Consider the following 22,255-nt stretch of genomic DNA (forward strand, 5'->3'; position numbering starts at 1 on the left):
CTACGACAGCGATGCCATGAGCCACGCGTTGACGCGAGCGTTTTTTTCGCTGGCCGTGAAATCGAAACAGCCTTTGTCGCACGCGGCCAATTCAGACAAGTTTAGCGCAATGAGGGGCCTGGGCACCGTGAGTGCCTCGGTTGGCGCACGGTCTATGGCGTGCGGCGAGCACGATGGCCTTCGATAGGGAGATTAAGCAATATGAGCGTAGCGCTCGCCTCCGGCGCTGGCGCGCCCGCGCCTCTGCGTGCCGGCGATCTGGATTCCGTCCTTGACGATCTCGTTGCGTCCAATCGTGTTCTCGCCCGTGAGGGCGTGTTGGACGGCTTCGGCCATGTCAGCGCGCGCAATCCTCACGATACCAAGCGCTACTTCATTTCCCGGTCCCGCAGCCCGGCTCTGGTCGAGCGTGCCGATCTCGTCGAGCTCGACCTTGACGACCGCCCGGTCCGCCCCACCGACGCAAAGCTCTACGCCGAGCGCGTCATCCATGGCGCAATCTACAAGGCGCGGCCGGACGTTATGTCCATCTGCCACAACCACGCCCCGCCTGTCGTCGCATTCTGCGCGGCGGGCATCGACATGGTACCAGTCTGCCATCTCGGCGCGGTGATGGGACAGCGGGTACCGAGCTGGGACAGCCGCGACGAATTCGGCGACACCGACCTGCTGGTGAGTACGCCGGAGCAGGCCGCTTCCTTGGCTGCCACGCTGGCCGACAACTGGGTCGTCGCGATGCGCAGGCACGGCGCCACTGTAGTCGGTCGATCCGTCCGCGAGCTGACCTTCCGCGCCGTACATCTGAAGCTCAACGCGGAGCTTCAACTTCAGGCGATCCAGATGGGGCCCCTGTCACCGCTGACCGCCGGCGAGATCGAGCTCTCGAGTCGAACCAACCTGTCAGATGCGGTCGTCGGCCGCATCTGGGAGTACTGGACGTCTCAGGGTTGACGCCGGCCGATAAAATACAAACGAGAAAATTGGGAGGATTAAAATGCGTATCTTCAAAGATGCCCGTGCGCGATGCCTTTCTCTTGCTTTGTTGGCCTGGACCCTCCATGCGACGGCCATCAAAGCCGAGGAGATCGTCGTTAGCAATTATGGCGTATCCGCGAGCGGGATGCCCTTTGCAATCGCGATGGAGAAAGGTTTCTTTGAAGGCAAGGTGACCGGCATCTTGTCGTCGCAGGGTGGCGGCACCACAGTCCGCAACCTGCTTGCGGGCGACATCGCCTATGCAGAAGTCAGCCCCATTGCGGTCGCCACCGCCATCCGCCAGGGCGCCGCGCTCAAGATTATCAGCAACAACGTCCAGACCGTCTCGGAATTCGGCTGGATGGTGAAGTCGGACTCACCGATCAAGTCGATTGCGGACCTCAAGGGCAAGAAGCTGGGCTATTCGAGCCCGCGCTCCGTGAGTCAGGCCCTTGCCATGCTCATCGTGGAGAAGGCCGGATTGAAGCCGTCGGACGTCCAGCTGGTGATGACCGGCGGCCTCGGCGAGGCGCTAGTCGCCCTCGACCTCGGAGCCATCGACGTCGCGCCGGCTACCGAGCCGCTGCTCTCCAAATATCGCGACAAGTACCGCATCATCGCGACTGCCACCGAGCTCTTCCCGTCCATGAGCAACGTCGTCGGTGTAACCACCGAGGCGGCCGCCGGAAAGCGGGGCGACTTCCTGAAGTCCGTCGTTGCGGGCCGCGCGAAGGCGGTCGCCTTCATGAAGGAACGACCGGAGGAGGCGGCAGCGATCGTGGCTAAGGTCTACAAGCTGGAACTGCCGGTGGCGATCCAGTCCGTCAGGAACTTGATCGAGGCGAAAACCACGCTGCCCTACTGGAGCGCCGGCAAGTTCGACCTTGCCGGCCTGAAGGAGATGTGGCGCGCGCAGATTCTCGTCGGCGCGGCCGAGGGTGACGTCGACTGGGCGAAGCTCATAGACGAACGTTTTCTGCCCGAGAGCGAGCGCGGACTGAAATGAACGCCATGGCCATCGACGCTGCTGTCCATGTCGGCCTGAGAGGGGTGACACGAGTCTTCGGAGACGATCCGAAAAACCAGGTCAAGGCGCTCGGGCCGATCGATCTCGACCTGCGCAGAGGCGAGTTCTTCGCGGTCGTCGGGCCGTCAGGCTGCGGAAAGTCCACCTTGTTCGACATCGTCGCCGGCCTCTCGCCGGCGACCGAAGGCGCGGCGACCTTCGAAGGCCGTTCTTTGGACGGCGGCGACGTCCCCGAAGGCGTGGGAGTTGTCTTCCAGGAAGACGCGTCATTTGCGTGGCTCAACGTCGCTGACAACGTCGCCTTCGGCATCCGGCGCGCCGGCCTGGGCGAGAGTGTGATCAAGAGCAGGGTCGACGATACTCTGGCGTTCATGGGGCTCAAAGACTTCGCAGCTGCCTATCCGGCCCAGCTCTCAGGCGGCATGCGTCAACGCGTCTGCATTGCCAGGACGCTTGTGCAACGGCCCCGCCTGATCCTGCTCGACGAGCCTTTCGGCGCGCTTGACCAGCAAACGCGGCTTATCATGGGTGAGGAGCTGCTCAAGCTGTGGCGCGAGACAGGGGCGACAGTACTCCTCATCACGCACGCCCTGGACGAGGCCGCGATGCTAGCAGATCGCGTCGGAGTGATGTCCGCCCGTCCGGGACGGATCATCGACATCGTCGAGACGCCATGGGGTCGAGACCGCGATAGCCGGGTCGTTTCGGACCCGCGGTTTGGTGAGATCACCGCGCGGCTTTGGACGCGGCTGCGCAGCGAGTCGATGTCTGCTCTTTCTCACAAGGTCGGGTGAGATGAAGCGAGCGACAGCCCTGAGGCTCTGTTTGATCGCCGCCGTCATCGTCGTCCTGGAGGTCCTCGCCCGCATCGGTGTCATTGCCCGTTTCGTCGCGCCGCCTCCGAGTGAGATGGCCACGGGCCTCTGGAAGCTGCTGCTATCCGGCCGCGTCCAGCTCGCAATTGAACACACGCTGGCGAAGATCGCGATCGCTTGCTCGTCGGCCATCCTGGTCGGCATTGTGGTCGGAGTGCTCATCCAGCGGTCGCGCTCCCTGGCCGACGCCATGTCCCCATTCTTCACTGCCTACTATGCAGTGCCGATCTACGCGTTCTATCCGATGATGATCGCGATCTTCGGCGTGGGCGAGGCACCTCAAATCGTTATCGGCTTTATGCTAGCGGTCGTGGCAGTCATCGTGAACACGATCAACGCCCTGGACCGGATACCTCGGGTCCTACGGAAGACCGCTGCCGTCTACGGCATGAGCCCCGTCGAGGCCGCGCGCCGCATCTATCTGCCACATGCCGGGCCGTACCTTGCGACCGGCGTCAAGCTCGCCGTCTCGTATTCTTTTATCGGCGTAATCGGTGCTGAGTTCATCATGTCGCGTATCGGCATCGGTCATGAGATCGTCTTCGCTTACAACAACTTCGACAACGAGATCATGTACCCGCTCATTCTGTTCGTGCTGCTCGTTGCGGGGACCGTGAACGCGTTGTTCTACGCTTGGGAAAAGCGACTGTTGAGCCGCAGGAGCCGGTCCTAATGACGAGTTTAAGGAATAGTTTCTTCGTTATTCTCGGACTGCTCGCTGCGTGGCAGCTCGCATTCTGGGCAATTGGGGATCTCGCCTTGCGCCCGCCGCTCGAGACCGTTCGAGACGCCTGGGCGCTGGTAGTTTCCGACGGATTTGGCACGCATCTGGCCGAGACAGCGCGCGCGTTCGCCCTGGCACTCGTGATCGCGACGGCCATCGGTGTGGGGCTAGGCTTCGGGCTCGGCATGAACCGGCTCGCCGGGGAGGTCGGCGAGCCTCTCCTCGTGTCTTTCTACTCGCTTCCCAAGATCACCCTCTACCCGATCGTGCTGCTGATATTCGGGATTGGGATGCCGTCCAAAATCGCATTTGGCGCGATCCATGGCATCATGCCTATCGCGATCTTCACACTCGGGGCGTTGCGAAACCTGCCTCCAGTTCTCGGGAGGACGTCCCGGGCGCTTCGGCTAACGAGGTGGCAAAGTGCTTGGAGCGTGCTCCTGCCCGCTGCCAGGCCGGAGATATTCACCGGGCTCCGCCTCGGATTCTCGCTGACGCTGATCGGGACGCTGCTCGGCGAGATGTTTGCTTCGCAGCGAGGCGTCGGGTTTCTGCTCATGCAGGCGATCGGCTTGCATGATACAAGCCTGATCATGGCGCTCGCTCTGCTGATCGTCGGATTCGCGATCGCCGCGAGCATGATATTACTTGCCGTTGACAAGCGGCTTCGCCACGGCGTCGCATAGGCGTAGCGCCGACTACGTTGGCCCTTCGCCAAGATCGGGTGGACGTGGACAAGTCCGCGATTGATATGATCTCCCGCCGTTGCCTCAAGCTGGTTCTTTGGAGAACTCGATTAGAGTCGGACAGGAGGCGTCAAGGCATAAGACCGGCCGCGCCCGCGCTTCATTGCCACAGCGGCAGCACGTTCGAAGGCGGCTCATCGACCGGTCGTGATGGCAACTCACGCAGGCGGCGCTTGTGGCTCTTCAGCGACAGCGTGTCGTCCGCCGCACCGCTTCGTAGATCTGCAACGACGTGATCGATCATGCCGAGCGCTTCCGCCTCGGGGGCGGTGACCCGGCGACATGTAGAAGCGATCTCCAGCGCTGTCGCGGCATCGGTCAGACGTGGCAAGCGCACCGTCCCACCGGCGCCCGGAATGATGCCGAAGGTGCCCTCAGGCAACCCGATCACGGCGTCGGCGAGCGCGACACGCCCGTCACAGGCGAGCGCGATCTCGTAGCCACCGCGCGCGGCCATGAAGCGCGGCGACGATCGGCTTTGGACAGGTCTCAATAGCCGCAATGACCTCGGGAAGTTGCGGCTCAACCAGCGGAGCCGAGAACTCGCGCAGATCCGCGCCCGCGACAAATTTCTTGCCCGCACCAATCAGAACGCCGGCTGATAGCGCCTCGTCAGCAGAAACCTCGGCGACAGCAGCCAGCAGACCGACGCTTACGGCTAGGGATCGCGCGGGGCGGCCGATCGCTGCGCTCAACGTATCGGTGCCGACGGCGCGCTGGGAAGAGGGCGCTGTCCGGGAGCAGCTCATCCCCGATCTGCTCGACGCCGCTGCCATGATCTCCAAAAGCCATGGGCTCTGGAACAATCATCCCTGGTTCGCCAAATCGATGGCCGCCAAAGCCTGAAGGCCTGCGGGGAGACGTTCGCAGCTCTCCTTTGGTCAAAGGGGAATTTGGATCGGCTTCATACGCCAGCGAAAGCGTTGCGATCAAACTTGGAGACCTAACGAAAAACCAGTGCTGTGGTCTTTCCATATTGGATCAGCAGGAGATCGAAGTGTGACGCTAGAAGTGACTGTAGCCAGCCCTCGAGCATCGTGTCGGTGTGCGCAGGCAGAAGCCAGCCTTTCGAGATCGGATCGAACTCAACGACGTCGTAACCGAGTGCCTTGAACCAGCCGTTCACAGAGCACAAGAACGGAAAGATGACGAGAGCTCTCCGCAGGGGACCGTGGCTGAACGGGGACTGTCGCCAGCGGGATGGGGAAACCGACAGTCTGACGAGTGCTACGGACTGCGTTGGATCGAGGCCCGCCTTGCGCGCGACCTCGCTGAACAAGAATTCGCGGTTGGCCGGCGCAGAGAGCGCGGGGATGTCGATCTGCCAGCGCCTGGGATCGAACTGGAGGTAGCGAAGAGAAGCCATCTTAATGCCGGATCCGCCAGCCACTGGCGACCTGCGCCCCGTCCGGCCCAGGACGAGTGAACGCCAAGCAGCTCTTCTCCATCCGGATCCATCCTGGCATCGAGCAATCAGCGATCGCCTTGATGTCGCCAGTGTCGATGAGAGCTTGAATTGCCGGTGCAGAACTCGAGGACATGAGCTGAAGCGCCCGGGCCATCGTCTGCTGATCCGGGCTTAGCGCGGGCGGGCGCGGCATCAGCAGAAGTGCCGACAAGGCGCCTGCAAGGAAGCCGCAGGAGAGTGCACCAAGTAGGAAAGGCCACCAGGCGCGAAACTGCGCCTTCAGACTCTGCTTCTGCTGGATGCCCTCTGACAGCTCGCGAAGTTTCCCCGCCTCGATGGCGAGTTGGGCTGACACTTCACGGCATTCGACCTGCTGCGCCTCCAGGCGCAGTGACATCGTATGCATCAGCACGACCAATGCGAATATGGACTGGTTTGCCGGAATGCCGACTACTCGAGAGATCTTCTCAAGCTGCTTTGCGGGATCTTCCTGGGCAAGAGCGTCAGCGATCTCGCCGAGGAGATGTCGCGCCTGAATCAACGTGACAGTATTAATCGGAGGCATCAGATGGGCCTCCTGAACTCGAAGACACGCTCAAGTTGCGTGGCCATGTCGTCGAGAAACGTCTCAAGCAGGGTTTTGTCGAAAAAGTCGGTCGACGGGTCGTTGGCGATGCGTCGATAGGTGCGTTTCTGACTTTCCATCAGGTTCATGGCAGCGCGAGGGCCGACTGGCATCAGGAGCGTGCGCCCTTGGGCTTCGACACGTTTCCGCACCGGATGTCCCAGATAGTATCCGAAGTCACTCAACTGCTCTGTCGGGCCCTCTTTGATATTTAGCACGGCGTGAACAGTCGCGTCAGGCATCTGGTCCAGCAGAACGCCGAGTTGGTTCACGGAATCATGAAGCGGCGACAGCATGTAGAGGATCACCAGCTGATACCCGAACTCCTTGAGCGCGCGACGGAGCGGCGGACCATATTCGTCGAAGGGGCTCGTCAGACCCGCCGGAAAGTTGACGACGACCGGTGAGATCTGCGTCTCCTTCATGATCGTGACAAGGCCCTGCATGCCGGTGCGAGCCTCGAGCTTAAGACCGATTACACGCAGGTTCGGCTCGTCTTTGCAGGCCGGCCCGACGTCCCTCGTCTTTTGATCGGCGTCGCAAACCAGAAATCGGATGCCATAGGAAAGCAGCACATCGACGAGGCTCATCGTCATCGTCGACTTGCCCGGCCCTCCCTTGACGCCGGTTACCATGATCATGAGCCGCTCGGGCGAATGAACCGCCCAACGATTGAAGTGCCCGTCGCCCTCGGAGATGCTGGGCGGAGCCTGCACTTGCAATGCCATGACACTATCGAATTTTGCAAAGGCGTCAGATGTCACCGCGTCGTCGCCGGAAATCTTCACGGTTTCGACCTCGGGCTGTTTGATACCGTTACGTGGATGCTTACGATTATCCATGTTTTGTTCCTCTAGATTGGGAAGAAGGGAGACTCTTCGCCGCCGCCTGTCTTCTCGAGAGCGTCGAGGCGGTCGAATATTGCGGTGTTCGATTCCAGGCTTTTCGGCGGAGCGCGGGCGGCTGCGCCGTCATTCGGCCCGGGCCGTGTCAATACGGGCGCTAGGCCCTTGTGTGATTTCAGGAATGCGGAGATGCGGTCATTGACGTAGAGATCGAGCTCTGAACTCAGTAAATCTTCGATCTGCGCTCCCTCAGCGAGGAGATGAAAGATCGTCGTCCCAATCTCGTCAGCGAATTTCCTGGCTTCAGTTATCGAAAAGCGCCTGCTCAGCGCTCCTTCCGGCAGAATCGGTGCCAAGATGCTGACCGCGCCGGTCTGGGCGGCTAGCGCCAGACGATCGCCTTCGTCAGTCCGGCGGTGTTGTCCTCCGCTCGCTTTGGTCCCCTGGCGCGCTCCGAATGCAAGAGGCCCGTCGGAGGCTTCACCTAGTACCAGCGGCTGGTTCCAGGCCTTGAGGAGGTTGAACAGGCTCTTCTTTGTCATTTGCGCCGACCCTGCTGGCGCGCCTGACGACGACGCTTGGAAATGCGCTGTGCCACGACCTTGTTGAGCACCAGCGACAGCGCTTCCGCGCTGGCGAGACAGATCTCCGATCTGGCAACATCGCGGCGGGCCGATGCCCGAGAGCGTTCACGTGGCGCCAGATGGTGTTTGCCCATCGTTGTGCAAATGGACGCAATGACGGCTTCGGCCGTGCGGTGCCCGATTGGTCCTCTCAGAACGGACAGCTGCGCATCGACGAGCGCCGCGACCAGATCACGCGTGAGGGAGCCGTCGAAGAGCGGCTCATGATGCGCGTTTGTCTTGATGTAATACCCAGTCTGAAGTGCGTCCTCGCGCATCCCTGCCAGCGTTGGGAGCAACGCGAGCATGTCGACATAGGAATTGCTCTTGAGCATGAGCTTGCAAATGCCCTGGTGCAGAGCCCTCTGCTCGTTCAGTAGCCTTTCGTGTCGAGTAACCATCGTGAGTTCCAGGCAAAGAGCTCTCCTTGCGCTTGAGCCTTTATGGCTAAGCTTTCGCATGAGTTGCTCTGTTCGATCAGATATTGTTCGAGAATTAACGTGGGTGTGGATGCGTTATTCGTCAACGAAAGTTTTGAATGTGTTCCACATTTTCACATTTACCGAATCGGATGCAGATGTTGACTGCTGCATCAAGGATTTAAGTCCAAAAAAAATCGCCAATTCTTTTCGGCTTCGTGGATTGATTTGAGTTCATGTCTCTGGGTCGTGTTTTTGTGATTCGCGTTGCTCGTCGCGCACTCAATTTCTCAACTCGTGCGCTGTGCCGCGGATATTCGGCGAGCCGATCGATTCCTGTAGACCAACATCAATGCGCTCCGTTCGCGCGGAATGATCCGCGACTTCCGGCTGCAGCTGTCTAAGGTCCGCGCCGTAAGCGCCATGCCGTCCGACGGCGCGGCGCTGACTAGCCCCACGCTCCCGCAGCACCACGTGTCGGGTCGGCGCTCCCAGGAGCGCAACCCCTGATTCAGCGCGATCCCGCGGGTCGCGACTGCACCCCTATGCTGGGCCCGGGCAGCGCTCTTCGTTCAGCGCAAGGGCCTCAGAACGCGATAGCCCCTGCGATCTGGCGATCGTGCGTTGTCATTGCACCCCCGTGGGAGGCCTTGCACCCCCGGCTTAGCGAGGGTGCAATTAAAAGAGGCTCCACTTCAACCGCTCCACGCGCTGGAAATCGAGCGCGCCGGCACCACCGCAGGCCGGAGGAACCGTCAGATAGGGGCGAGAATGCAGCCCCCAGGGCTCATTTCGCAGAAAGCAAACCCCAGCAAAAATGGCACGATATACAAAATCACTGCAAACTCGGCTTCGCCCTCGTGAGCAGTGATTTCGATTGTCGCGCTGAGCGCTCCGTGTGCTCTCCGAGAGGACGCCCGACAGACTCTGCCGCGCACTGGACGGCCTCGGTCAGGCTGTCGAACCCGGCCTGTTCGGCCTCGACCCGCGCGCTCCATTTCCCTGGATCGCGCCGCCCCTTCGGGCGGCTGCGGGTTGTTCGGGAAGCAGGGAAAAACCAGGGTCAAAAGCCCTTGGTTGAGTTCGCCTGCGATGAGGCCTGTCATCCCTCCGTCCCAGCGAACATGGTCCGACTTGCACAAGATCAGCCCGTGAAGCGGCTTGACGTGGTCTGACAGAAGTATGGGCCGCCCTGGTGCGTTGGACGACGCCGCCCTATCCTCAGACTTTCCCTATCGTGCCTGAGCCGGTCTGGACCTAGGTGCTTTACCAGAGACGTAGCCAGCGCTGCTTGCGGTCTATCTTTCAAAATCGCGGGCGCGACCACGATTTCTCAGCGCAAGAATTCCGCGCTGCCGCTCTTCCCGCTTAGTGCGCTTCTTACGTTTCGGCTTCGGCACTTCCTCGCTGTTGCCGGAAGAGGGCTCTTGCGCGGGCAGTTCCGGCGGCGCAACCTTCCGTGCGTCCTCGCGCTGCGGCGCGGGCTGCTCTACTGGCGTCAGTCCCGGGCGCTCGAGTGGGGAGGTCCCGTGCTGGAGCGGCTCGGTGTCGTCGGGCGTAGCCCGGGACGTCCGGCGCTTGGGGATGGCAGAATGGTTCTTCGGCCTAGCGGCTCGGTCGGCTGGCGTGTCGGCGCAGATGACGGGTGACTTCAGCGCGGCCTCGCGGCTGCGTCGCTCCGCATCGTGGGCCATGATGAGCTCCTCGGCCTTGGCAGGGTTCTGCTTGACGGCCTGGGTCAGCTTCTCGGCGAGCTCGAGGGGCGTGCGCCCAGGCACGTTGGGGTCGGCGTTGTCGAGGATGAACTGACCGTATCGTTTGAAGACGCCGGCCATGAACTTCTGGAAGCCGGTGTGGAAGGTCTGGTCGACGACCTCGTCGTAGCTCGTCCAGATCGGGTGCTGGTCCGGCTTGGGCGGCTTGATGTCGAGGGGCGGCATTGCGCGCGCCTTGAAGGAGATACCCTCGACGGAGACCGCTCCAGGTGCGGCGGGGAGCGGCAGAACGGGTTTGGCGCCGCGCGCGGCGGCGCGCCAGCCGATCACGACGCGCCAGCTCAACCGGGCCTGTCATTTGCCCGAGCCGGACGGGCCGCAGATGACCAGCTTCTCGCCACGGCCGACCTTGAGGTTGATGTCGCGCAGCACGTGGAACTCGCCGTACCACTTGTTGACGCCGACCATCCCAACCGCGTCCTGATTGGTCGGCACGGGCCTGTTCACGCTCACGTTCATGAAGACTCTCCCAGACGATGCTCGGGTCGCTTGTCAGCGCACGTTTCCAACGCCCGCCCGCCGCTCCAGAAAGGCGCTGTATCGCGAAATTCCGAAGCAGATCACGAAGTAGATGGCGGCGATGAAGAGGTAGGTTTCCGTGAAGGGGCTTGGCCAGGCCGGATCGGTGAGCGCTGCTTTCCCGGAGCTGAGCAAATCGAACAACCCCACCACGAGGACCAGGGCAGTATTCTTGACCATCACGATGATCGTGTTCGTGAGGGGCGGAATCACCTTTTGAAGGGCTTGGGGCAGCACGACCAGGCGGATCGCCTGCCCCCAGCTCAGACCGAGCGCTCGGGACGCCTCCTCCTGCCCGGAAGGCACTGCCTGCAAGCCGCCGCGCACGATCTCCGCGAGATAGGCCGCAGAGAAAATGGTGAGCGCCACGCCAGCCCGGGCGAGCTTGTCGATCGCCATCCCGTCGGGGAGCATGATTGGAAGCATGATCGACGACATGAAGAGCAGGCTGACCAGTGGCAGTCCGCGGATGACCTCGATTAGGCCCGTCGAAAGGATGCGGGGAACGGCCATCGCGGAGCGTCGTCCGAGCGCGAGCAAGACCCCGAGCGGGAAGCCGATACCGAGCGCGGAAACTGCCAGGATCAGTGTCACCGGCAAACCGCCCCAGTAAGCGCTGGGCACCGGCACGAGACCGAACAGTCCCCCTTGCATCAGTATGAGGAACGCCGCGATGGCCGTCCCCCAGATCACGAGCAAGTTTCGTCCCCAGTTGCGAGGCGGCAGGCTCCAGAGGATGCACGCGAACACCAGGATCATCGCCAGAAGCGGCCGCCATTGCTGCTCGGGGGGATAGATTCCAAAGGTGATCTGCCGGAACTTGGCGCGCAGGAACGCCCAGCAGGCTCCGGTCGCTTCACGGCAAGCTGCGCCGTCGTTTGCGCTCCAGACGCTGTCGATCACGCCCCATTGGATGATGCGCGGCAGCGCGAGGATCAAAGCCGCACCGAGGGCGATCGTCAGCGCCGCACTGCCGAAGTTGCCGAACAGCACCGACAGAGGCGACACGCGCCGTTCCGGAGGCCTGGCCGACTTTTGGTTCATGCGCGTCGGAGAGGTCGATTCCAAGGAAAAATCCGCAACCGTCATCGCGTCACCAGCATGATGCGCTTGTTGTAGCCGTTCATCAGTGTCGATACCGACAGGCTAACCACCAGATAGACTGCCATGAGGATCAGCACGCCTTCGATCGCCTGGCCCGTCTGATTGATCGTCGTGGCCATGACGGAAGCAAAGTCGGGATAGCCTACGGCCAGCGCTAGGGTCGTGTTTTTCACGACATTCAGGAACTGACTTGTCATCGGCGGTACCATCAACCTCACCGCCTGAGGCAGAATGACCAGCCAAAGAATCCGCGGCTCCCGCAAGCCCAGCGATCGCGCGGCCTCCCACTGTCCTTTCGGAACTGCGTCGATGCCGCTCCGGACGATCTCGGCGATGAAGGCGGAGGTGTAGAGCACGAGACCCAGCATCAACGCCATGAACTCTGGGGTCAGTGTCGCACCGCCAGTGAAGTTGAAGCCCTGCAACGCGGGCCGATCGAAACTCACGGTTGCGCCAACCGCCCAGGCCGAAGCCGCAGCAAGTCCCAACCCTCCGACGGCAATCACGCGTGGAGGCGGAATCTGCACCCGAGCAGCGGTCCGACGAAACCAGGCCGCACCGACCGAGAGAGCGGCCGCGGCGAGCGCGATCCAGCCCGGGATTTCCCACCCGTTCAAGACGGGCCAGGGAAAGAACAGCCCCCGCAGCGAAAGAAACAACCCCGGAGCAGGCTCCAACGCCGCGCGAGGCGATGGCAGGCCGATCGTGAGGACGGCGTACCAAAACAGCAATTGAACCACGAGGGGCGTGTTTCGCATCGCTTCGACGAAGCTGGCGGCAACGCCGCGAACGAGCGGGTTCAGCGAGCGCCGGGCGAGCCCGATAAAGAAGCCGATCACCATTGCAGCGGCGATCGCGAGCACAGACACATAGACCGTGTTCAGAAGGCCGACCGCGAATGCCCGCAGATATGTCTGCGTTGGCTCATAGGCGAGAAAGCCTTCCGAAATCGGGAAGCGTGCGGGCCTCGTCAGGAAGCCGAAGCCAGTCTGGATTCCTCGCCGCGCCAGATTGTCGAGCGTGTTTGCGGTCAGCCAGGCGACCGCCGCCAGAAAAGCCGCAAGGATTGCCGTCTGCCAGACGGCAGAACGAACGCGACGATCGAACCAAAAACGAAGCATGACGCGCCCTCGCGCTCGTCGGGAGAGGCGGCCGGGCCTCTCCCGCTGTCCCGGTGGACTAGTTGAACACGAGCGGGAACATCAGCCCGCCGTCCTTGTGGAGCTTGTTCGGTCCGCGGTCGAGCTTGATCGGGCTGTTCTGGCCGATGTGCTTGTCGAAGATCTCGCCGTAGTTTCCGAGCTGCTTGACGATATTGTAGGCCCATTTCTCATCCAGCCCGAGCGCCTGTCCGTTCCCCGGCTCGACGCCCAGAAAGCGCTGGACCCTGGGATCGCTCGACTTGAGCTGTTCATCGACATTGGCCTGAGTAACTCCGAGATCCTCTGCCGCGATCAGGACCTGAAATGACCACTTGACGATGTCGTAGAAGCGATCGTCGCCATGCCTCACGGACGGCGCCAATGCCTCGTAATGCCCGCTGGCCGGAACGATGACGTAATCATCCGGATTTTTGGTTTGCGTCGCCCGGGCTGTCGCGAGCGCCGAGGCATCGGAGATCAGGGCATCGCAACGCCCGCCGAAGAAGGCCTGTCGGGTGGCAGGGACGTTGTCGAAGAGAATTGGCTTGAGATCGAGTTTATACTCCCGAGACAGGTCCGCAACGGTGACCTCGGTGGTCGAGCCCGTCTGGAGACACACGGATGCGCCCTTCATCTGCTTCGTCTCGGTGACGCCGAGCTTCTTCGGGATCAAGAACGCGTCGTACTCGTAGTAGTTGGGGAAGGAGAAGTTGAGGCCGTTCGCGTCCCGCCGCAGCGTCCACGTCGTCGTGCGCGGCAGCACGTCGATCTCGCCAGTCTGCAGGGCAGTGAGACGCTGGGGCCCGGACAGGGGCACGAAACGCGCCTTCTCCTTGTCGCCGAAAATCGCGACCGCAATGGCACGGCACGTGTCGACGTCGAGACCCTTCCACGCACCACTCTGGTCCGGCGCAGAGAACCCCACATTCCCTTGGCTCGCTCCGCAGATCACATAGCCTCGCTGCTTGATCTGCTCGACGGTCTGCTGAGCATGGGCCGCGGTTGCGATTGCAGTTAGCGAGCCAGCCGCGACCGCATAGGCTGCCCAGTTCCGAGCATTGTGCCAAATTTTCATGTTCTTCCCCTTTTTTGGTGGTTGGTGTTCAGGCTACTTTCGCGTCGGGCCGTTGAAGCGCATCTAGAAGTCTCTCCAGGTCGCTCCAAAGCTCGTCCGGATCCTCAAGGCCGATACTGATGCGAAGGACCGTCCCCTCGCTTGCCCAAACGGTGGCGGTGCGGCCTTCCTTGATCGCCATCGGCGCGATGAGGCTGCGCGTTCCGCCCCATGAGGCGCCGAGTGCGAAAACCTTCAGAGCGCTCAGCCCGGCGTCGAGGCGACGCTCGGCACCAGGGTTCAAAACGATGCTGAACACGGCGCTGCCACCCTTGAAATCGCGCTTGAATACCTCGTGCCCGGGACATGAGGGTAACGCGGGGTGGAGCACGCGCTCGACTGAGGAGCGATTGCTGAGCCGGCGAGCGAACTCCTCGGCGATACGGCCCGTGTGGGCGATGCGCAGGCCCATCGTCTCGATTCCACGCAGCGCGAGAGAGACCTCGTCGGGTGAAACGCCAATCCCAAGAAGCCGCAGAGTGTCCTTCAGTTTCAGGCGTAGTCCGAGGTCGGAGACAGTGACGGACCCGAGAAGGAGATCGGAATGTCCGCCTACGTATTTGGTGAGCGCTTCGACCACGAAGTCCGCGCCGTGGGCCAGCGGCTTAAACAGAAGCGGGCTTGCCCAGGTGTTGTCGCAACCGACCAGAATTCCACGGGCCTTCGCCACCCGGCTGATCGCAGCGAGGTCCTGCACTTCCATCGTTCCCGAGCCAGGCGACTCGACCCAGACCAGCCGAGTTTGATCGTCAATGACCGAGGCGATGCCATCTCCGATGAGCGGATCGTATGCAGTGAACGTGATGCCTCGCGGGACGAGGTAGTTGATGCAGAAATCGCGGACAGGCGGGTAGACCGTATCCGGAATGAGCACACGGTCACCCGGCACGAGAACAGCCAGCATGACCAACGCCACGGCGCCTTGCCCTGATGGCGCCAGAACGGTTCGCGCGCCGCCATGCAGAGCGGTGATCTGAGCTTCCAGGGTTCGGGTCGTAGGGGTTCCCTGCAAACCATAGCTGTAGCCGTCGGGGCCACGCTGCTTTCTACGAGCAAAGGACTCCGCGTCCTCATAGACGATCGTAGATGCGCGATGCGTTGGCACTGCCAGGCTGGCAAAACCCTCGTGGGAAACGGCCGGGTGGTGAACACAGAGCGTCAGGTCGTGCATGGGTGTCCTCAAAGTTGGACAAACCGTAGGCGACCAACGTATGAAAACAACTGACCTCAGAACATAGTTCTATGCCTTAACCTGATAGGATTCCGGTCGTGAACTATCGGCAGTTGGAAACCTTCCGGGCAGTGATGTTGGGGGGCTCGGCATCCAGAGCGGCTGAATTGCTCGACATAACCCAGCCCGCGGTGAGCAGAACGATAGCCGAGCTGGAAAAGGGCGTAGGGTTCGTTCTGTTCGAGAGGATCAAGGGCCGGCTTGTGCCCACGCCCGAAGCTCAAATGCTGCTCAATGAGGTTGAGAAGAGCTTCGTTGGCCTCGATCGCATCCGGGCGGAAGCGGCTCGCATCAGGGACTTTGGAGCTGGCTCGCTCAGAATTGCGAGCCTTGCCGCGCTGGGCGCAACGCTGGTCCCCCGCGCGATACACAAGTTCCACCAGAAGCAGCCCGAGATCGCCGTCAACCTGCAGATCCATGCATCCTCGGTTGTGAGGGAACTGGTCAGCACCGGAGGTTTCGACATCGGGCTGGCGGCTGATGAAGTCGACCTGACTGGTCTCGAACACCAGGCTTTCGCGAGCGTTCGAGCCGTTTGTGCCTTGCCGCCGGGGCACGCTCTGGCAAGCAAATCGGTGATCGGCCCCAAGGACCTGGACGGCGTCCGCTTCATTGCACTCGCACCGGAGGATCGCGCTCGTCGCCGCCTCGATGCAATTCTTCAGGCTGAGGGAGTTGTGCCGAAGATTATCGCCGAAACGCCTAGCTCGGGAACTCTGTGTGCTTTGGCTCTCAGCGGCGTCGGTATCGGGATAACCAACCCAGCCGCGGCGGAAGGGTTTGCGACCCGAGGGCTGGTGTTTCGCCCATTCGAGCCTGCAGTCTATTTCAAGAGCATCCTTCTCTTCAGGCCTGACTCGCAGAAGACGAGGTTGGTGAAATCGTTCGTCGCGGAGCTGATGCGCGCTCGAACGGCAGAGTGATCCGGCACAGGCCTTGGGGCCAAGACTGCCGACTCTCTCAACTCGGATCGACAAGGGAGAGGCTTTTCGCTGCGGCCGAGCCCTCGGTCTCTTCCGAGCCTTCTGCGGAAATCCGCCCAACGCGTTTGGGAGAACCGGAAACCCAGAAAAGTTTGGCAGCCGCCCAGAAAAACGCTCGCCGAAACTATAAGCCGCCGTCGATGGAAGAATGAGCCGTGCCGAATTTGGCCCGATCAATCCATTTGCCACCAAGAATCGTGTGGGAAATCCATGGAAAAAAGCGCTGCTTCTCAGTGTTTCTCAGAGTAGCCGAGAGCAGCTTATAATCAGCCAAATACCTGACAATATGCGTGTTTTGGCTGGGGCGGGAGGATTCGAACCTCCGCATGGCGGTACCAAAAACCGCTGCCTTACCGCTTGGCGACGCCCCAATCTGCGGCGCCTTCTAGAACGGGGCGAGGCGGTGTGCAACCATCATGCCGCGCCGCGCCCTGCCCGCGCCGCAAGAATTCCTCCACAACCTGCAAAGAGCCTGTTGCGCCGAAGCCGCGTGCTGGCTATAAGCCGGCCACCAGCGGATCGGAGTGTGGCTCAGCCTGGTAGAGCACCTCGTTCGGGACGAGGGGGTCGCAGGTTCAAATCCTGCCACTCCGACCAAAATTTCCCGCGATATTTCAAGATTTCAGAGAAAATGGCCCTCACGGGCCTTTTTCTTTTTTCGGCCGATTATCCGATCGGGAAACCGTCACCCAACCGTCAACTGGCATGCCTATTGCGTCGGCTCCGAAACGGAGACGACCATGTTGCGCGACTGCCCGGCCGATGCGAAAGCCACGCTTGCCCTGATCGCCATCTCGGCGATCTGCATCCTGGGCTGGCTCGCCGATCTCGGTCTTTGAGCGCCGCCCGGCTCCTCGCCCCTGTCGCCGCACCCCGACAATCTCTAGAGTGCCGCCTCATCGAATCGAACGGTCGAGGCCATGAAGCGCATCACTCTCCTTGCCGGCATCCTCGGATTGGCCGTGCTCCTGTCCGGTTGCGACAAATGCGGCAATTTCGGCCCGCTGTTCGGGCCCTATGACACCAAGAGCTGCGGCGGCAAGTCGACCGGCTAGTGCCGCATCGCCCGAGATGAGCGACGAGATCGAATTCGACCGCAGCGCAACGACGGAGGCCGGCACGGTCGCGAGCCTGTCCCCGCTGGTGCGCCGGATCATCGCCGGCAATGGCGGGCCGATGACCTTCACCGGCACCTGCTCTTATATCGTGGGCCGCGGCACGGTCGGAATCATCGATCCCGGCCCCGACGATCCCGGCCATGTCGAACGCCTGCTGGCGGCGGTCCGCGGCGAGACTGTCAGCCACATCATCGTCACCCATACCCATCGCGACCACTCGCCCGCCGTGCCGGCGCTGAAGGCTGCGACCGGCGCGATGGTGGTGGGTTGCGGGCCGCATCGTCCGTCGCGCGAACTCGGCCCCGGCGAAGGCCGCGTGCTCGATGCCGCCGCGGATACCGATTTTGTGCCTGACGCGGAAATGCACGACGGCGACACCGTCTCCGGTCCTGGCTGGAGCCTCGCCGCCGTGGCGACACCCGGTCATACCGCCAATCATCTCGCCTTCACGCTGGCCGAGGAGGAGGCCCTGTTCTCCGGCGACCATGTCATGGCCTGGTCGACCTCGGTCGTCGCTCCGCCCGACGGTTCGATGGCCGCCTATATGGCTTCGATCGAGAAGCTGCGCGGACTGGAGCACGCCCGCTACTGGCCGGGCCATGGCGGGCCGGTGACCGAGCCGCAGCGCTTCCTGCGCGGACTCGTCCAGCACCGCCGCCAGCGCGAGGCCGCCGTGCTCAATCGCCTCAGCCAGGGTGACGAGACGATCGCCGCGATGGTGCCGGTGATCTATCAGGGCCTGGCCCCTGCCCTGCACGGGGCCGCGGCGCTTTCGGTGCTGGCCCAGCTCGAAGACCTCGTGCTGCGCGGCACGGTCCAGTCCAGCGACGTCATCCCGGCTCTCGGCAGCCGCTACAAGCTCGCCTGATATACCCGCTCAGCGGCTCTCCATCAGCAGGTCGATCTCGGCGGCGAAGGCCGCGACGCGCGCTGCATTGGCGCCGAGATCGTGGCTGCCGAGGCGCGAGGCCGAACGGATGTCGATGCGGCTGCCATCGACGCGCGGCCTGATGCGGATGGTGATGTCCTCGGAGAAGCGCAGGATGCGGCCGCGCGCGACGGCCTCGACCCGTCCCGCGCCGCTGCGCCCGCCCGGCCGTGCCGTCTCCAGCACCTGCCAGCCGAGGCCGAGCGCCGCCCGCCTGGCGAGGTCGAAGGCGGCCTCCGCCGGCAGTTCGAGCAGGATCGGCACGGCCTTGGGATAGGCCTGCCGCTGCAGGCGCCGGCGCTCAGCCGGCACATCGGGCGGAACCCGGCCGGCGCGCGCGGTCAGCGCGGCCTGCGAACGGCTGAAGCCGGGCGGATCGTCGATATCGGTCGAGACATCGGCCAGGGCCGGCCGCGTGACTAGGCGGACCGCGACGTAGCCAGCCGGCGCGAGCAGGATCAACGAGAGCAGCATCGCGCCGGCCGCCATGCCGGCGCCGCGGTAGCCGGACTGCCAGATGCGGATGAAGGCGAGGATCGCAAGGCCTAGCGCGCCGAGCACGAGGACATAGGCGCCGGCGACCGGCGCGAGCCCTTCGATGCTCGGCTCGCGCAAACGGACCAGCAGCAGCGAGAGCAGCAGGACAGCAAACGCAAACCACGCCAGCCGCCGGCTCCAGATAGCGGCGCGCGAAACCGGTTCCTCGAAGACGAGACGGCGGTGCATGGCCCTTTCGTGCCCGTCGTGAAACTGGAACGCAAGTCGCCGGGCAGGCTAAGCGCAATCTTAATCTAATCGGCCATAAGACGGCGGAACGAGGACAGGCTGCGGCCTGCCTCCCCGCCTTCATCACCGCCTTCATCACCGCCTGTCACGCCCGAGTACCGCCGTGAAATTCTTTCCCTCGTCGATCCAGAACTATCTCGTCGCCACCATGGCCTGCCTGTGCGTGCCAGGCATCGGCGCCCTCGGCTACATGGCGTATCAATCCGTTTCGGACGTGCGCACGAACATGGAACTGGCGGAGCTGGTCGAGGCCGACAAGGCCTTGCTGCTCGCCGGCAATGCGATCCGCACCGCGCGCGGACAGGCGCAGACCAGCATCCAGGTCGCCGATGACCCGACCGCGGCGTTGAAGCAGATCGAGGAAAGCAATCGCAGCCGCATCGCCGATGCTGTCGCCCAGCTCGACGAGACCGGCCTGCCCGGCCGCAAGGAACTCATCGCCGGCATCCAGCAGCAGCAGAAGCTGACCGACGCCAGGATGGCCGATCTCTATGCCGAAGCGTCGAAGCCGAAGGCGCAGCGCAGCCTCGCCGCAACCATGCCCTGGTATAACGGCATCGGCGCGATCGAGGCCGCCATCGTCAAGGCCTCGGACGAGACCTCCAATGCCGCCCGGCTCGCGGACCCGATCCTCGCCGATCTGCAGGGCTTCAAGTCGGCCGGCTGGGACGTCCGCTCGAATTACGGCACGCAGTGCTCGGTTCTCCGTCCGGTCTTCGGCTCGGGCAAGCCGCTGGAGACCGCGCAGATCCGTAAGCTCGGTGAATTGCGCGGCGTCTCCAACACCTCCGGCGAGACGCTGAAGCAGCTCGCATCGCGCCCCGGCGTCGGCAGCGAGCTTGCCCGGAAGGTCGGTGTCATGTCGGCCGAGGTCGAAGCCTCCAACCGCAAGATGGATGAGCTGATCGGCAAGCTCGGCCAGGGCGCTGGTCCGGTCATCGCGGCGGAAGAATGGACCAAGCAATGCAACGGGCCGTTCACCGCCATCGTTTCGGCCGTCACCCAGTCGCTCGACGACATGGTCGTGCGAACCGACAAGAAGCTCACCGCCGCCTGGATCAAGCTCGGCATCGTCGGCGCGCTGCTGGCCACCTTGCTCGCGATCTGCGTGATGAGCCTGCGCGGCGTGCAGCGCCGGATCGCGCGGCCGCTGGTCTCGCTGAAATCCGCGCTGGACGAGATGCAGCAGGGTAATTTCGCCCAGGCCATCCCGGCCGCTCCCGCGCCGGACGAGATCGGGGCACTGAGCGGGGCGCTCGAAATCTATCGCGAGAACGCGCTCGCCCTCGAGCAGAACCGGCGCGACCGCGAACTCGCCATGCTCGCCGATGCCGAACAGGCAGCCCATGTCCAGAAGCTCTTGGGCGAGGTCGCCACCATCGTCGCCGATGCCCGCGAGGGCAATTTCTCCGGCAAGGCGCATGTCGGCGGCATGGAGGGGCCGCTGAAGGAGCTCGTCGAGGGCATCAACGAGATCAACGCGGTTGTCGACGGGGCGACGACGGAGTTTGCGGAAGCGCTCTCGGCGATCGCGGGCGGCGACCTGACCAATCGGGTCGAGACGGCCTATCGCGGCCGCTTCGCCGACCTCAAGGGCGCGATCAACGAGACGGTCGATCGCCTGTCGGACACGGTCGCGACGATCCAGACCACCTCGGCCGATGTCGGCCTCGCCGCGCGCGAGATCAACATGGGCGCCGACGACCTGTCGAAGCGCACCGAGGAGCAGGCTTCGTCGCTGGAGGAGACCGCCGCCACGACCGAGGAGCTCGCGGCCTCGGTGAAGGCCTCGGCCCAGGCCTCGAAGGATGCCGCGCGGATCGCCGACGAGGCGATGCAGGCGGCGCAGTCGGGCGGCGCCATCGCCGGCCAGGCGGTCGACGCCATGGCCCGGATCGAGACGGCCTCGCAGAAGATCTCGGACATCATCCGGGTGATCGACGACATCGCCTTCCAGACCAACCTGCTCGCGCTCAACGCCGCGGTCGAGGCGGCGCGCGCCGGCGAGGCCGGCAAGGGCTTTGCCGTCGTCGCCTCCGAGGTTCGCACGCTGGCGCAGCGCTCGGGCGAGGCGGCCAAGGCCATCTCCGCGCTGACCTCCTCGTCCAATGCCGAGGTCGGCGAGGGCGAGCAGCTGGTGCGGCAGGCCGGCGACCAGCACGCCCGCCTCCTCGCGGCCTCGCAGAAGGTCGCGGCGACGATCGCCGACATCTCGGCGGCCTCGGGGGAGCAGGCCAACGGCATCGACGAGATGAGCCAGGCGGTCGCACATCTCGACGAGATGACCCAGCAGAACGCGGCCTTGTCCGAGCAGAGCGCGGCTTCGGCAGGCTCGCTCTCGGGCCGGATCGAGCAGCTCAATGCGCTGGTCGCGACCTTCCGGACCGGGCGCGAGGCCATCGGCCAGACGGCTTACGCCCAGCCGGCAACGGCACCCCGCGCGGTCAAGGCGCCGGTGCGGGCGGCGCGGCCTGCTCCTGTGGCAGCGGCGACCTCCGGTGAGCCGGAGCGCCTGCGCCAGCTCGCCGAGGCGGCCTTCGTCCAGTCGCGGACCGCACCTGCGCCGCGCAAGGTCGCCAATGGCGGCAGCGGCCGGGCCAGCGATTCCGGATGGGAGGAGTTCTGAGGCGAGCCTCGGAGCATCCCGAACAAGACATGCGCGGCGCCCCCAAAAGGGCGCCGTTTGCATTTCCCGGAGAAAATATTTGCATAGCCTCTTGTCGAAGCGCGCGATCGGCCTATTTCCGTGACAGGCGCCGGAGCTTTGCTCCATCACGACGCCGCCCTCGCACATTCAATCCGTGACGTTTCTCGGCCGACTCGCTGGAGTCGATCGATGCCGCACCGCTTGCTGACAGGTCCCGACGGGGACGTCTGCGACAAGCGGTTTCAGCCGTCACCACCACAGGGAGACGAAAACCATGCAGTTCAGCCAGGTTCTTCAGGCTCTCGGCCAGTTCGCCTCCGGCTTCGCGCCGGCCAGCCGTTCCGTCCGCCCGCTCGAGATCGATTTCGACACTGCCGACACGCTCGGCCCCTTCGAACAGGCCGCGATCGGCCAGTGGAAGACCGAGGATGGGTCGATCCTGATCGACCTCAGGCCCGACGGGCAGTTCCACAAGGCCAAGCCCGCTGCCGGCGCCAAGCATGTCGGCCGCTATGCGGTCGATCGCTCGAAGCTTTATTTCGAGGGCGAGACCGGCTGGGTCGCGCTCGGCAAGCTGAAGCGCGGCACGCTCAGCATCGGCGAGAAGCGCTTCCGCAAGGCGTAAGCGCAACCGCAATCGC

The 22,255-nt window shown here is 63.3% G+C and carries 24 protein-coding genes, 2 tRNA genes and 1 pseudogene; 12 read left to right on the forward strand and 15 right to left on the reverse strand.

Annotation, left to right across the window (positions count from 1 at the left end; all coding sequences use genetic code 11):
* Positions 1–201 precede the first annotated feature (201 nt).
* From Q9235_RS24440 to Q9235_RS24460, 5 genes are read left to right on the forward strand one after another with little or no spacing between them, the layout of a single operon-like run.
* The gene (locus tag Q9235_RS24440; protein ID WP_082459072.1) at positions 202–951 is read left to right on the forward strand and encodes a class II aldolase/adducin family protein; all 750 of its coding nucleotides are present in this window, start codon (positions 202–204) and stop codon (positions 949–951) included.
* Between the two features lie 43 nt (positions 952–994).
* Positions 995–1,981, forward strand: coding sequence for an ABC transporter substrate-binding protein (locus tag Q9235_RS24445; RefSeq protein WP_082459070.1), 987 nt, complete (start codon positions 995–997; stop codon positions 1,979–1,981).
* A gap of 5 nt (positions 1,982–1,986) precedes the next feature.
* Positions 1,987–2,796 carry an ABC transporter ATP-binding protein gene (locus Q9235_RS24450; RefSeq protein WP_197282409.1) on the forward strand — a complete coding sequence of 270 codons (810 nt, stop codon included), beginning with the start codon at positions 1,987–1,989 and terminating at the stop codon, positions 2,794–2,796.
* Between the two features lie 31 nt (positions 2,797–2,827).
* Positions 2,828–3,550 carry an ABC transporter permease gene (locus Q9235_RS24455; RefSeq protein WP_197282408.1) on the forward strand — a complete coding sequence of 241 codons (723 nt, stop codon included), beginning with the start codon at positions 2,828–2,830 and terminating at the stop codon, positions 3,548–3,550.
* Complete coding sequence (locus Q9235_RS24460; RefSeq protein WP_055727129.1) at positions 3,550–4,287, forward strand: ABC transporter permease; 738 nt, start codon at positions 3,550–3,552, stop codon at positions 4,285–4,287. The genes Q9235_RS24455 and Q9235_RS24460 overlap by 1 nt, the downstream gene beginning before the upstream one ends.
* Before the next feature lie 160 nt (positions 4,288–4,447).
* On the opposite strand, the gene Q9235_RS24465 is transcribed toward Q9235_RS24460, so the two are convergent.
* Together Q9235_RS24465 and Q9235_RS24470 are read right to left on the reverse strand one after the other, a co-directional pair.
* Complete coding sequence (locus tag Q9235_RS24465) at positions 4,448–4,804, reverse strand: enoyl-CoA hydratase/isomerase family protein (protein ID WP_055727128.1); 357 nt, start codon at positions 4,802–4,804, stop codon at positions 4,448–4,450.
* Positions 4,764–5,042: an enoyl-CoA hydratase/isomerase family protein gene (locus Q9235_RS24470; RefSeq protein ID WP_248308748.1), complete on the reverse strand. Its 279-nt coding sequence runs from the start codon at positions 5,040–5,042 to the stop codon at positions 4,764–4,766. Before Q9235_RS24470 ends, Q9235_RS24465 begins: the two co-directional genes overlap by 41 nt.
* Before the next feature lie 7 nt (positions 5,043–5,049).
* On the opposite strand from Q9235_RS24470, the gene Q9235_RS24475 reads away from it, so the two are divergent.
* Complete coding sequence (locus Q9235_RS24475; protein ID WP_248308747.1) at positions 5,050–5,193, forward strand: hypothetical protein; 144 nt, start codon at positions 5,050–5,052, stop codon at positions 5,191–5,193.
* Positions 5,194–5,290: 97 nt separating this feature from the next.
* On the opposite strand, the gene Q9235_RS24480 is transcribed toward Q9235_RS24475, so the two are convergent.
* The 11 genes and pseudogenes from Q9235_RS24480 to Q9235_RS24530 all read right to left on the reverse strand — a co-directional run bounded on the left by Q9235_RS24480 (position 5,291) and on the right by Q9235_RS24530 (position 15,092).
* Positions 5,291–5,713, reverse strand: coding sequence for a hypothetical protein (locus Q9235_RS24480; protein WP_055727127.1), 423 nt, complete (start codon positions 5,711–5,713; stop codon positions 5,291–5,293).
* A 1-nt stretch (position 5,714) separates the two neighbouring features.
* Positions 5,715–6,320 (reverse strand): hypothetical protein, encoded by a 606-nt coding sequence (locus Q9235_RS24485; protein WP_306224361.1) that lies wholly within the window; start codon positions 6,318–6,320, stop codon positions 5,715–5,717.
* Positions 6,320–7,222 carry a P-loop NTPase family protein gene (locus tag Q9235_RS24490; protein ID WP_306224362.1) on the reverse strand — a complete coding sequence of 301 codons (903 nt, stop codon included), beginning with the start codon at positions 7,220–7,222 and terminating at the stop codon, positions 6,320–6,322. Before Q9235_RS24490 ends, Q9235_RS24485 begins: the two co-directional genes overlap by 1 nt.
* A gap of 11 nt (positions 7,223–7,233) precedes the next feature.
* Positions 7,234–7,767 (reverse strand): hypothetical protein, encoded by a 534-nt coding sequence (locus Q9235_RS24495; protein ID WP_306224363.1) that lies wholly within the window; start codon positions 7,765–7,767, stop codon positions 7,234–7,236.
* Entirely contained in the window at positions 7,764–8,183 is a 420-nt protein-coding gene (locus tag Q9235_RS24500) for a hypothetical protein (protein ID WP_306224364.1), read from the reverse strand. Before Q9235_RS24500 ends, Q9235_RS24495 begins: the two co-directional genes overlap by 4 nt.
* A gap of 1,382 nt (positions 8,184–9,565) precedes the next feature.
* A complete protein-coding gene (locus Q9235_RS24505; protein ID WP_306224365.1) occupies positions 9,566–10,327 on the reverse strand; it encodes a hypothetical protein in 762 nt (253 codons plus the stop codon).
* 12 nt (positions 10,328–10,339) lie between these two features.
* Positions 10,340–10,501: pseudogene (locus Q9235_RS24510) on the reverse strand (amino acid ABC transporter ATP-binding protein); the annotation flags it as partial.
* A gap of 33 nt (positions 10,502–10,534) precedes the next feature.
* Positions 10,535–11,650, reverse strand: coding sequence for an amino acid ABC transporter permease (locus Q9235_RS24515; RefSeq protein ID WP_306224366.1), 1,116 nt, complete (start codon positions 11,648–11,650; stop codon positions 10,535–10,537).
* The gene (locus tag Q9235_RS24520; protein WP_306224367.1) at positions 11,647–12,786 is read right to left on the reverse strand and encodes an amino acid ABC transporter permease; all 1,140 of its coding nucleotides are present in this window, start codon (positions 12,784–12,786) and stop codon (positions 11,647–11,649) included. The genes Q9235_RS24515 and Q9235_RS24520 overlap by 4 nt, the downstream gene beginning before the upstream one ends.
* A 58-nt stretch (positions 12,787–12,844) precedes the next feature.
* The gene (locus tag Q9235_RS24525) at positions 12,845–13,882 is read right to left on the reverse strand and encodes an amino acid ABC transporter substrate-binding protein (protein WP_306224368.1); all 1,038 of its coding nucleotides are present in this window, start codon (positions 13,880–13,882) and stop codon (positions 12,845–12,847) included.
* Between the two features lie 28 nt (positions 13,883–13,910).
* Entirely contained in the window at positions 13,911–15,092 is a 1,182-nt protein-coding gene (locus tag Q9235_RS24530) for a trans-sulfuration enzyme family protein (RefSeq protein WP_306224369.1), read from the reverse strand.
* Between the two features lie 98 nt (positions 15,093–15,190).
* Here Q9235_RS24530 and Q9235_RS24535 point away from each other — a divergent pair, with 98 nt between their 5' ends.
* The gene (locus Q9235_RS24535) at positions 15,191–16,075 is read left to right on the forward strand and encodes a LysR substrate-binding domain-containing protein (protein ID WP_306224370.1); all 885 of its coding nucleotides are present in this window, start codon (positions 15,191–15,193) and stop codon (positions 16,073–16,075) included.
* 356 nt (positions 16,076–16,431) lie between these two features.
* On the opposite strand, the gene Q9235_RS24540 is transcribed toward Q9235_RS24535, so the two are convergent.
* Positions 16,432–16,506, reverse strand: a tRNA-Gln gene (locus Q9235_RS24540).
* A gap of 149 nt (positions 16,507–16,655) precedes the next feature.
* Here Q9235_RS24540 and Q9235_RS24545 point away from each other — a divergent pair.
* The 3 genes from Q9235_RS24545 (at position 16,656) to Q9235_RS24555 (ending at position 18,121) form a co-directional block, all read left to right on the forward strand.
* Positions 16,656–16,732: transfer RNA gene (locus Q9235_RS24545), tRNA-Pro, on the forward strand.
* Between the two features lie 323 nt (positions 16,733–17,055).
* Positions 17,056–17,190, forward strand: a complete 135-nt coding sequence (locus tag Q9235_RS24550; RefSeq protein WP_306224371.1) for a hypothetical protein — start codon at positions 17,056–17,058, stop codon at positions 17,188–17,190.
* Positions 17,191–17,206: 16 nt separating this feature from the next.
* Entirely contained in the window at positions 17,207–18,121 is a 915-nt protein-coding gene (locus Q9235_RS24555; RefSeq protein WP_306224372.1) for an MBL fold metallo-hydrolase, read from the forward strand.
* 9 nt (positions 18,122–18,130) lie between these two features.
* On the opposite strand, the gene Q9235_RS24560 is transcribed toward Q9235_RS24555, so the two are convergent.
* Complete coding sequence (locus Q9235_RS24560) at positions 18,131–18,907, reverse strand: DUF1499 domain-containing protein (RefSeq protein ID WP_306224373.1); 777 nt, start codon at positions 18,905–18,907, stop codon at positions 18,131–18,133.
* Positions 18,908–19,070: 163 nt separating this feature from the next.
* Between Q9235_RS24560 and Q9235_RS24565 the strand changes: the two genes are divergently transcribed.
* Both Q9235_RS24565 and Q9235_RS24570 read left to right on the forward strand, forming a co-directional pair.
* Positions 19,071–21,593 carry a methyl-accepting chemotaxis protein gene (locus Q9235_RS24565; protein ID WP_306224374.1) on the forward strand — a complete coding sequence of 841 codons (2,523 nt, stop codon included), beginning with the start codon at positions 19,071–19,073 and terminating at the stop codon, positions 21,591–21,593.
* A gap of 295 nt (positions 21,594–21,888) precedes the next feature.
* Positions 21,889–22,239, forward strand: a complete 351-nt coding sequence (locus tag Q9235_RS24570; RefSeq protein WP_199085709.1) for an Atu4866 domain-containing protein — start codon at positions 21,889–21,891, stop codon at positions 22,237–22,239.
* Positions 22,240–22,255 lie beyond the last annotated feature (16 nt).

Origin of the sequence: Bosea beijingensis, assembly GCF_030758975.1 — a bacterium.
Lineage (GTDB): Bacteria > Pseudomonadota > Alphaproteobacteria > Rhizobiales > Beijerinckiaceae > Allobosea > Allobosea beijingensis.

Bases quoted from the DNA above. Each gene is read 5' to 3' on its own strand.
- Q9235_RS24440 (WP_082459072.1), top strand. From the start codon at position 202: ATGAGCGTAGCGCTCGCCTCCGGCGCTGGCGCGCCCGCGCCTCTGCGT.
- Q9235_RS24445 (WP_082459070.1), top strand. From the start codon at position 995: ATGCGTATCTTCAAAGATGCCCGTGCGCGATGCCTTTCTCTTGCTTTG.
- Q9235_RS24450 (WP_197282409.1), top strand. From the start codon at position 1,987: ATGGCCATCGACGCTGCTGTCCATGTCGGCCTGAGAGGGGTGACACGA.
- Q9235_RS24460 (WP_055727129.1), top strand. From the start codon at position 3,550: ATGACGAGTTTAAGGAATAGTTTCTTCGTTATTCTCGGACTGCTCGCT.
- Q9235_RS24465 (WP_055727128.1), bottom strand. From the start codon at position 4,804: ATGGCCGCGCGCGGTGGCTACGAGATCGCGCTCGCCTGTGACGGGCGT.
- Q9235_RS24480 (WP_055727127.1), bottom strand. From the start codon at position 5,713: ATGGCTTCTCTTCGCTACCTCCAGTTCGATCCCAGGCGCTGGCAGATC.
- Q9235_RS24485 (WP_306224361.1), bottom strand. From the start codon at position 6,320: ATGCCTCCGATTAATACTGTCACGTTGATTCAGGCGCGACATCTCCTC.
- Q9235_RS24490 (WP_306224362.1), bottom strand. From the start codon at position 7,222: ATGGATAATCGTAAGCATCCACGTAACGGTATCAAACAGCCCGAGGTC.
- Q9235_RS24495 (WP_306224363.1), bottom strand. From the start codon at position 7,767: ATGACAAAGAAGAGCCTGTTCAACCTCCTCAAGGCCTGGAACCAGCCG.
- Q9235_RS24500 (WP_306224364.1), bottom strand. From the start codon at position 8,183: ATGCTCAAGAGCAATTCCTATGTCGACATGCTCGCGTTGCTCCCAACG.
- Q9235_RS24515 (WP_306224366.1), bottom strand. From the start codon at position 11,650: ATGACGGTTGCGGATTTTTCCTTGGAATCGACCTCTCCGACGCGCATG.
- Q9235_RS24520 (WP_306224367.1), bottom strand. From the start codon at position 12,786: ATGCTTCGTTTTTGGTTCGATCGTCGCGTTCGTTCTGCCGTCTGGCAG.
- Q9235_RS24525 (WP_306224368.1), bottom strand. From the start codon at position 13,882: ATGAAAATTTGGCACAATGCTCGGAACTGGGCAGCCTATGCGGTCGCG.
- Q9235_RS24530 (WP_306224369.1), bottom strand. From the start codon at position 15,092: ATGCACGACCTGACGCTCTGTGTTCACCACCCGGCCGTTTCCCACGAG.
- Q9235_RS24550 (WP_306224371.1), top strand. From the start codon at position 17,056: ATGAAGCGCATCACTCTCCTTGCCGGCATCCTCGGATTGGCCGTGCTC.
- Q9235_RS24555 (WP_306224372.1), top strand. From the start codon at position 17,207: ATGAGCGACGAGATCGAATTCGACCGCAGCGCAACGACGGAGGCCGGC.
- Q9235_RS24560 (WP_306224373.1), bottom strand. From the start codon at position 18,907: ATGCACCGCCGTCTCGTCTTCGAGGAACCGGTTTCGCGCGCCGCTATC.
- Q9235_RS24570 (WP_199085709.1), top strand. From the start codon at position 21,889: ATGCAGTTCAGCCAGGTTCTTCAGGCTCTCGGCCAGTTCGCCTCCGGC.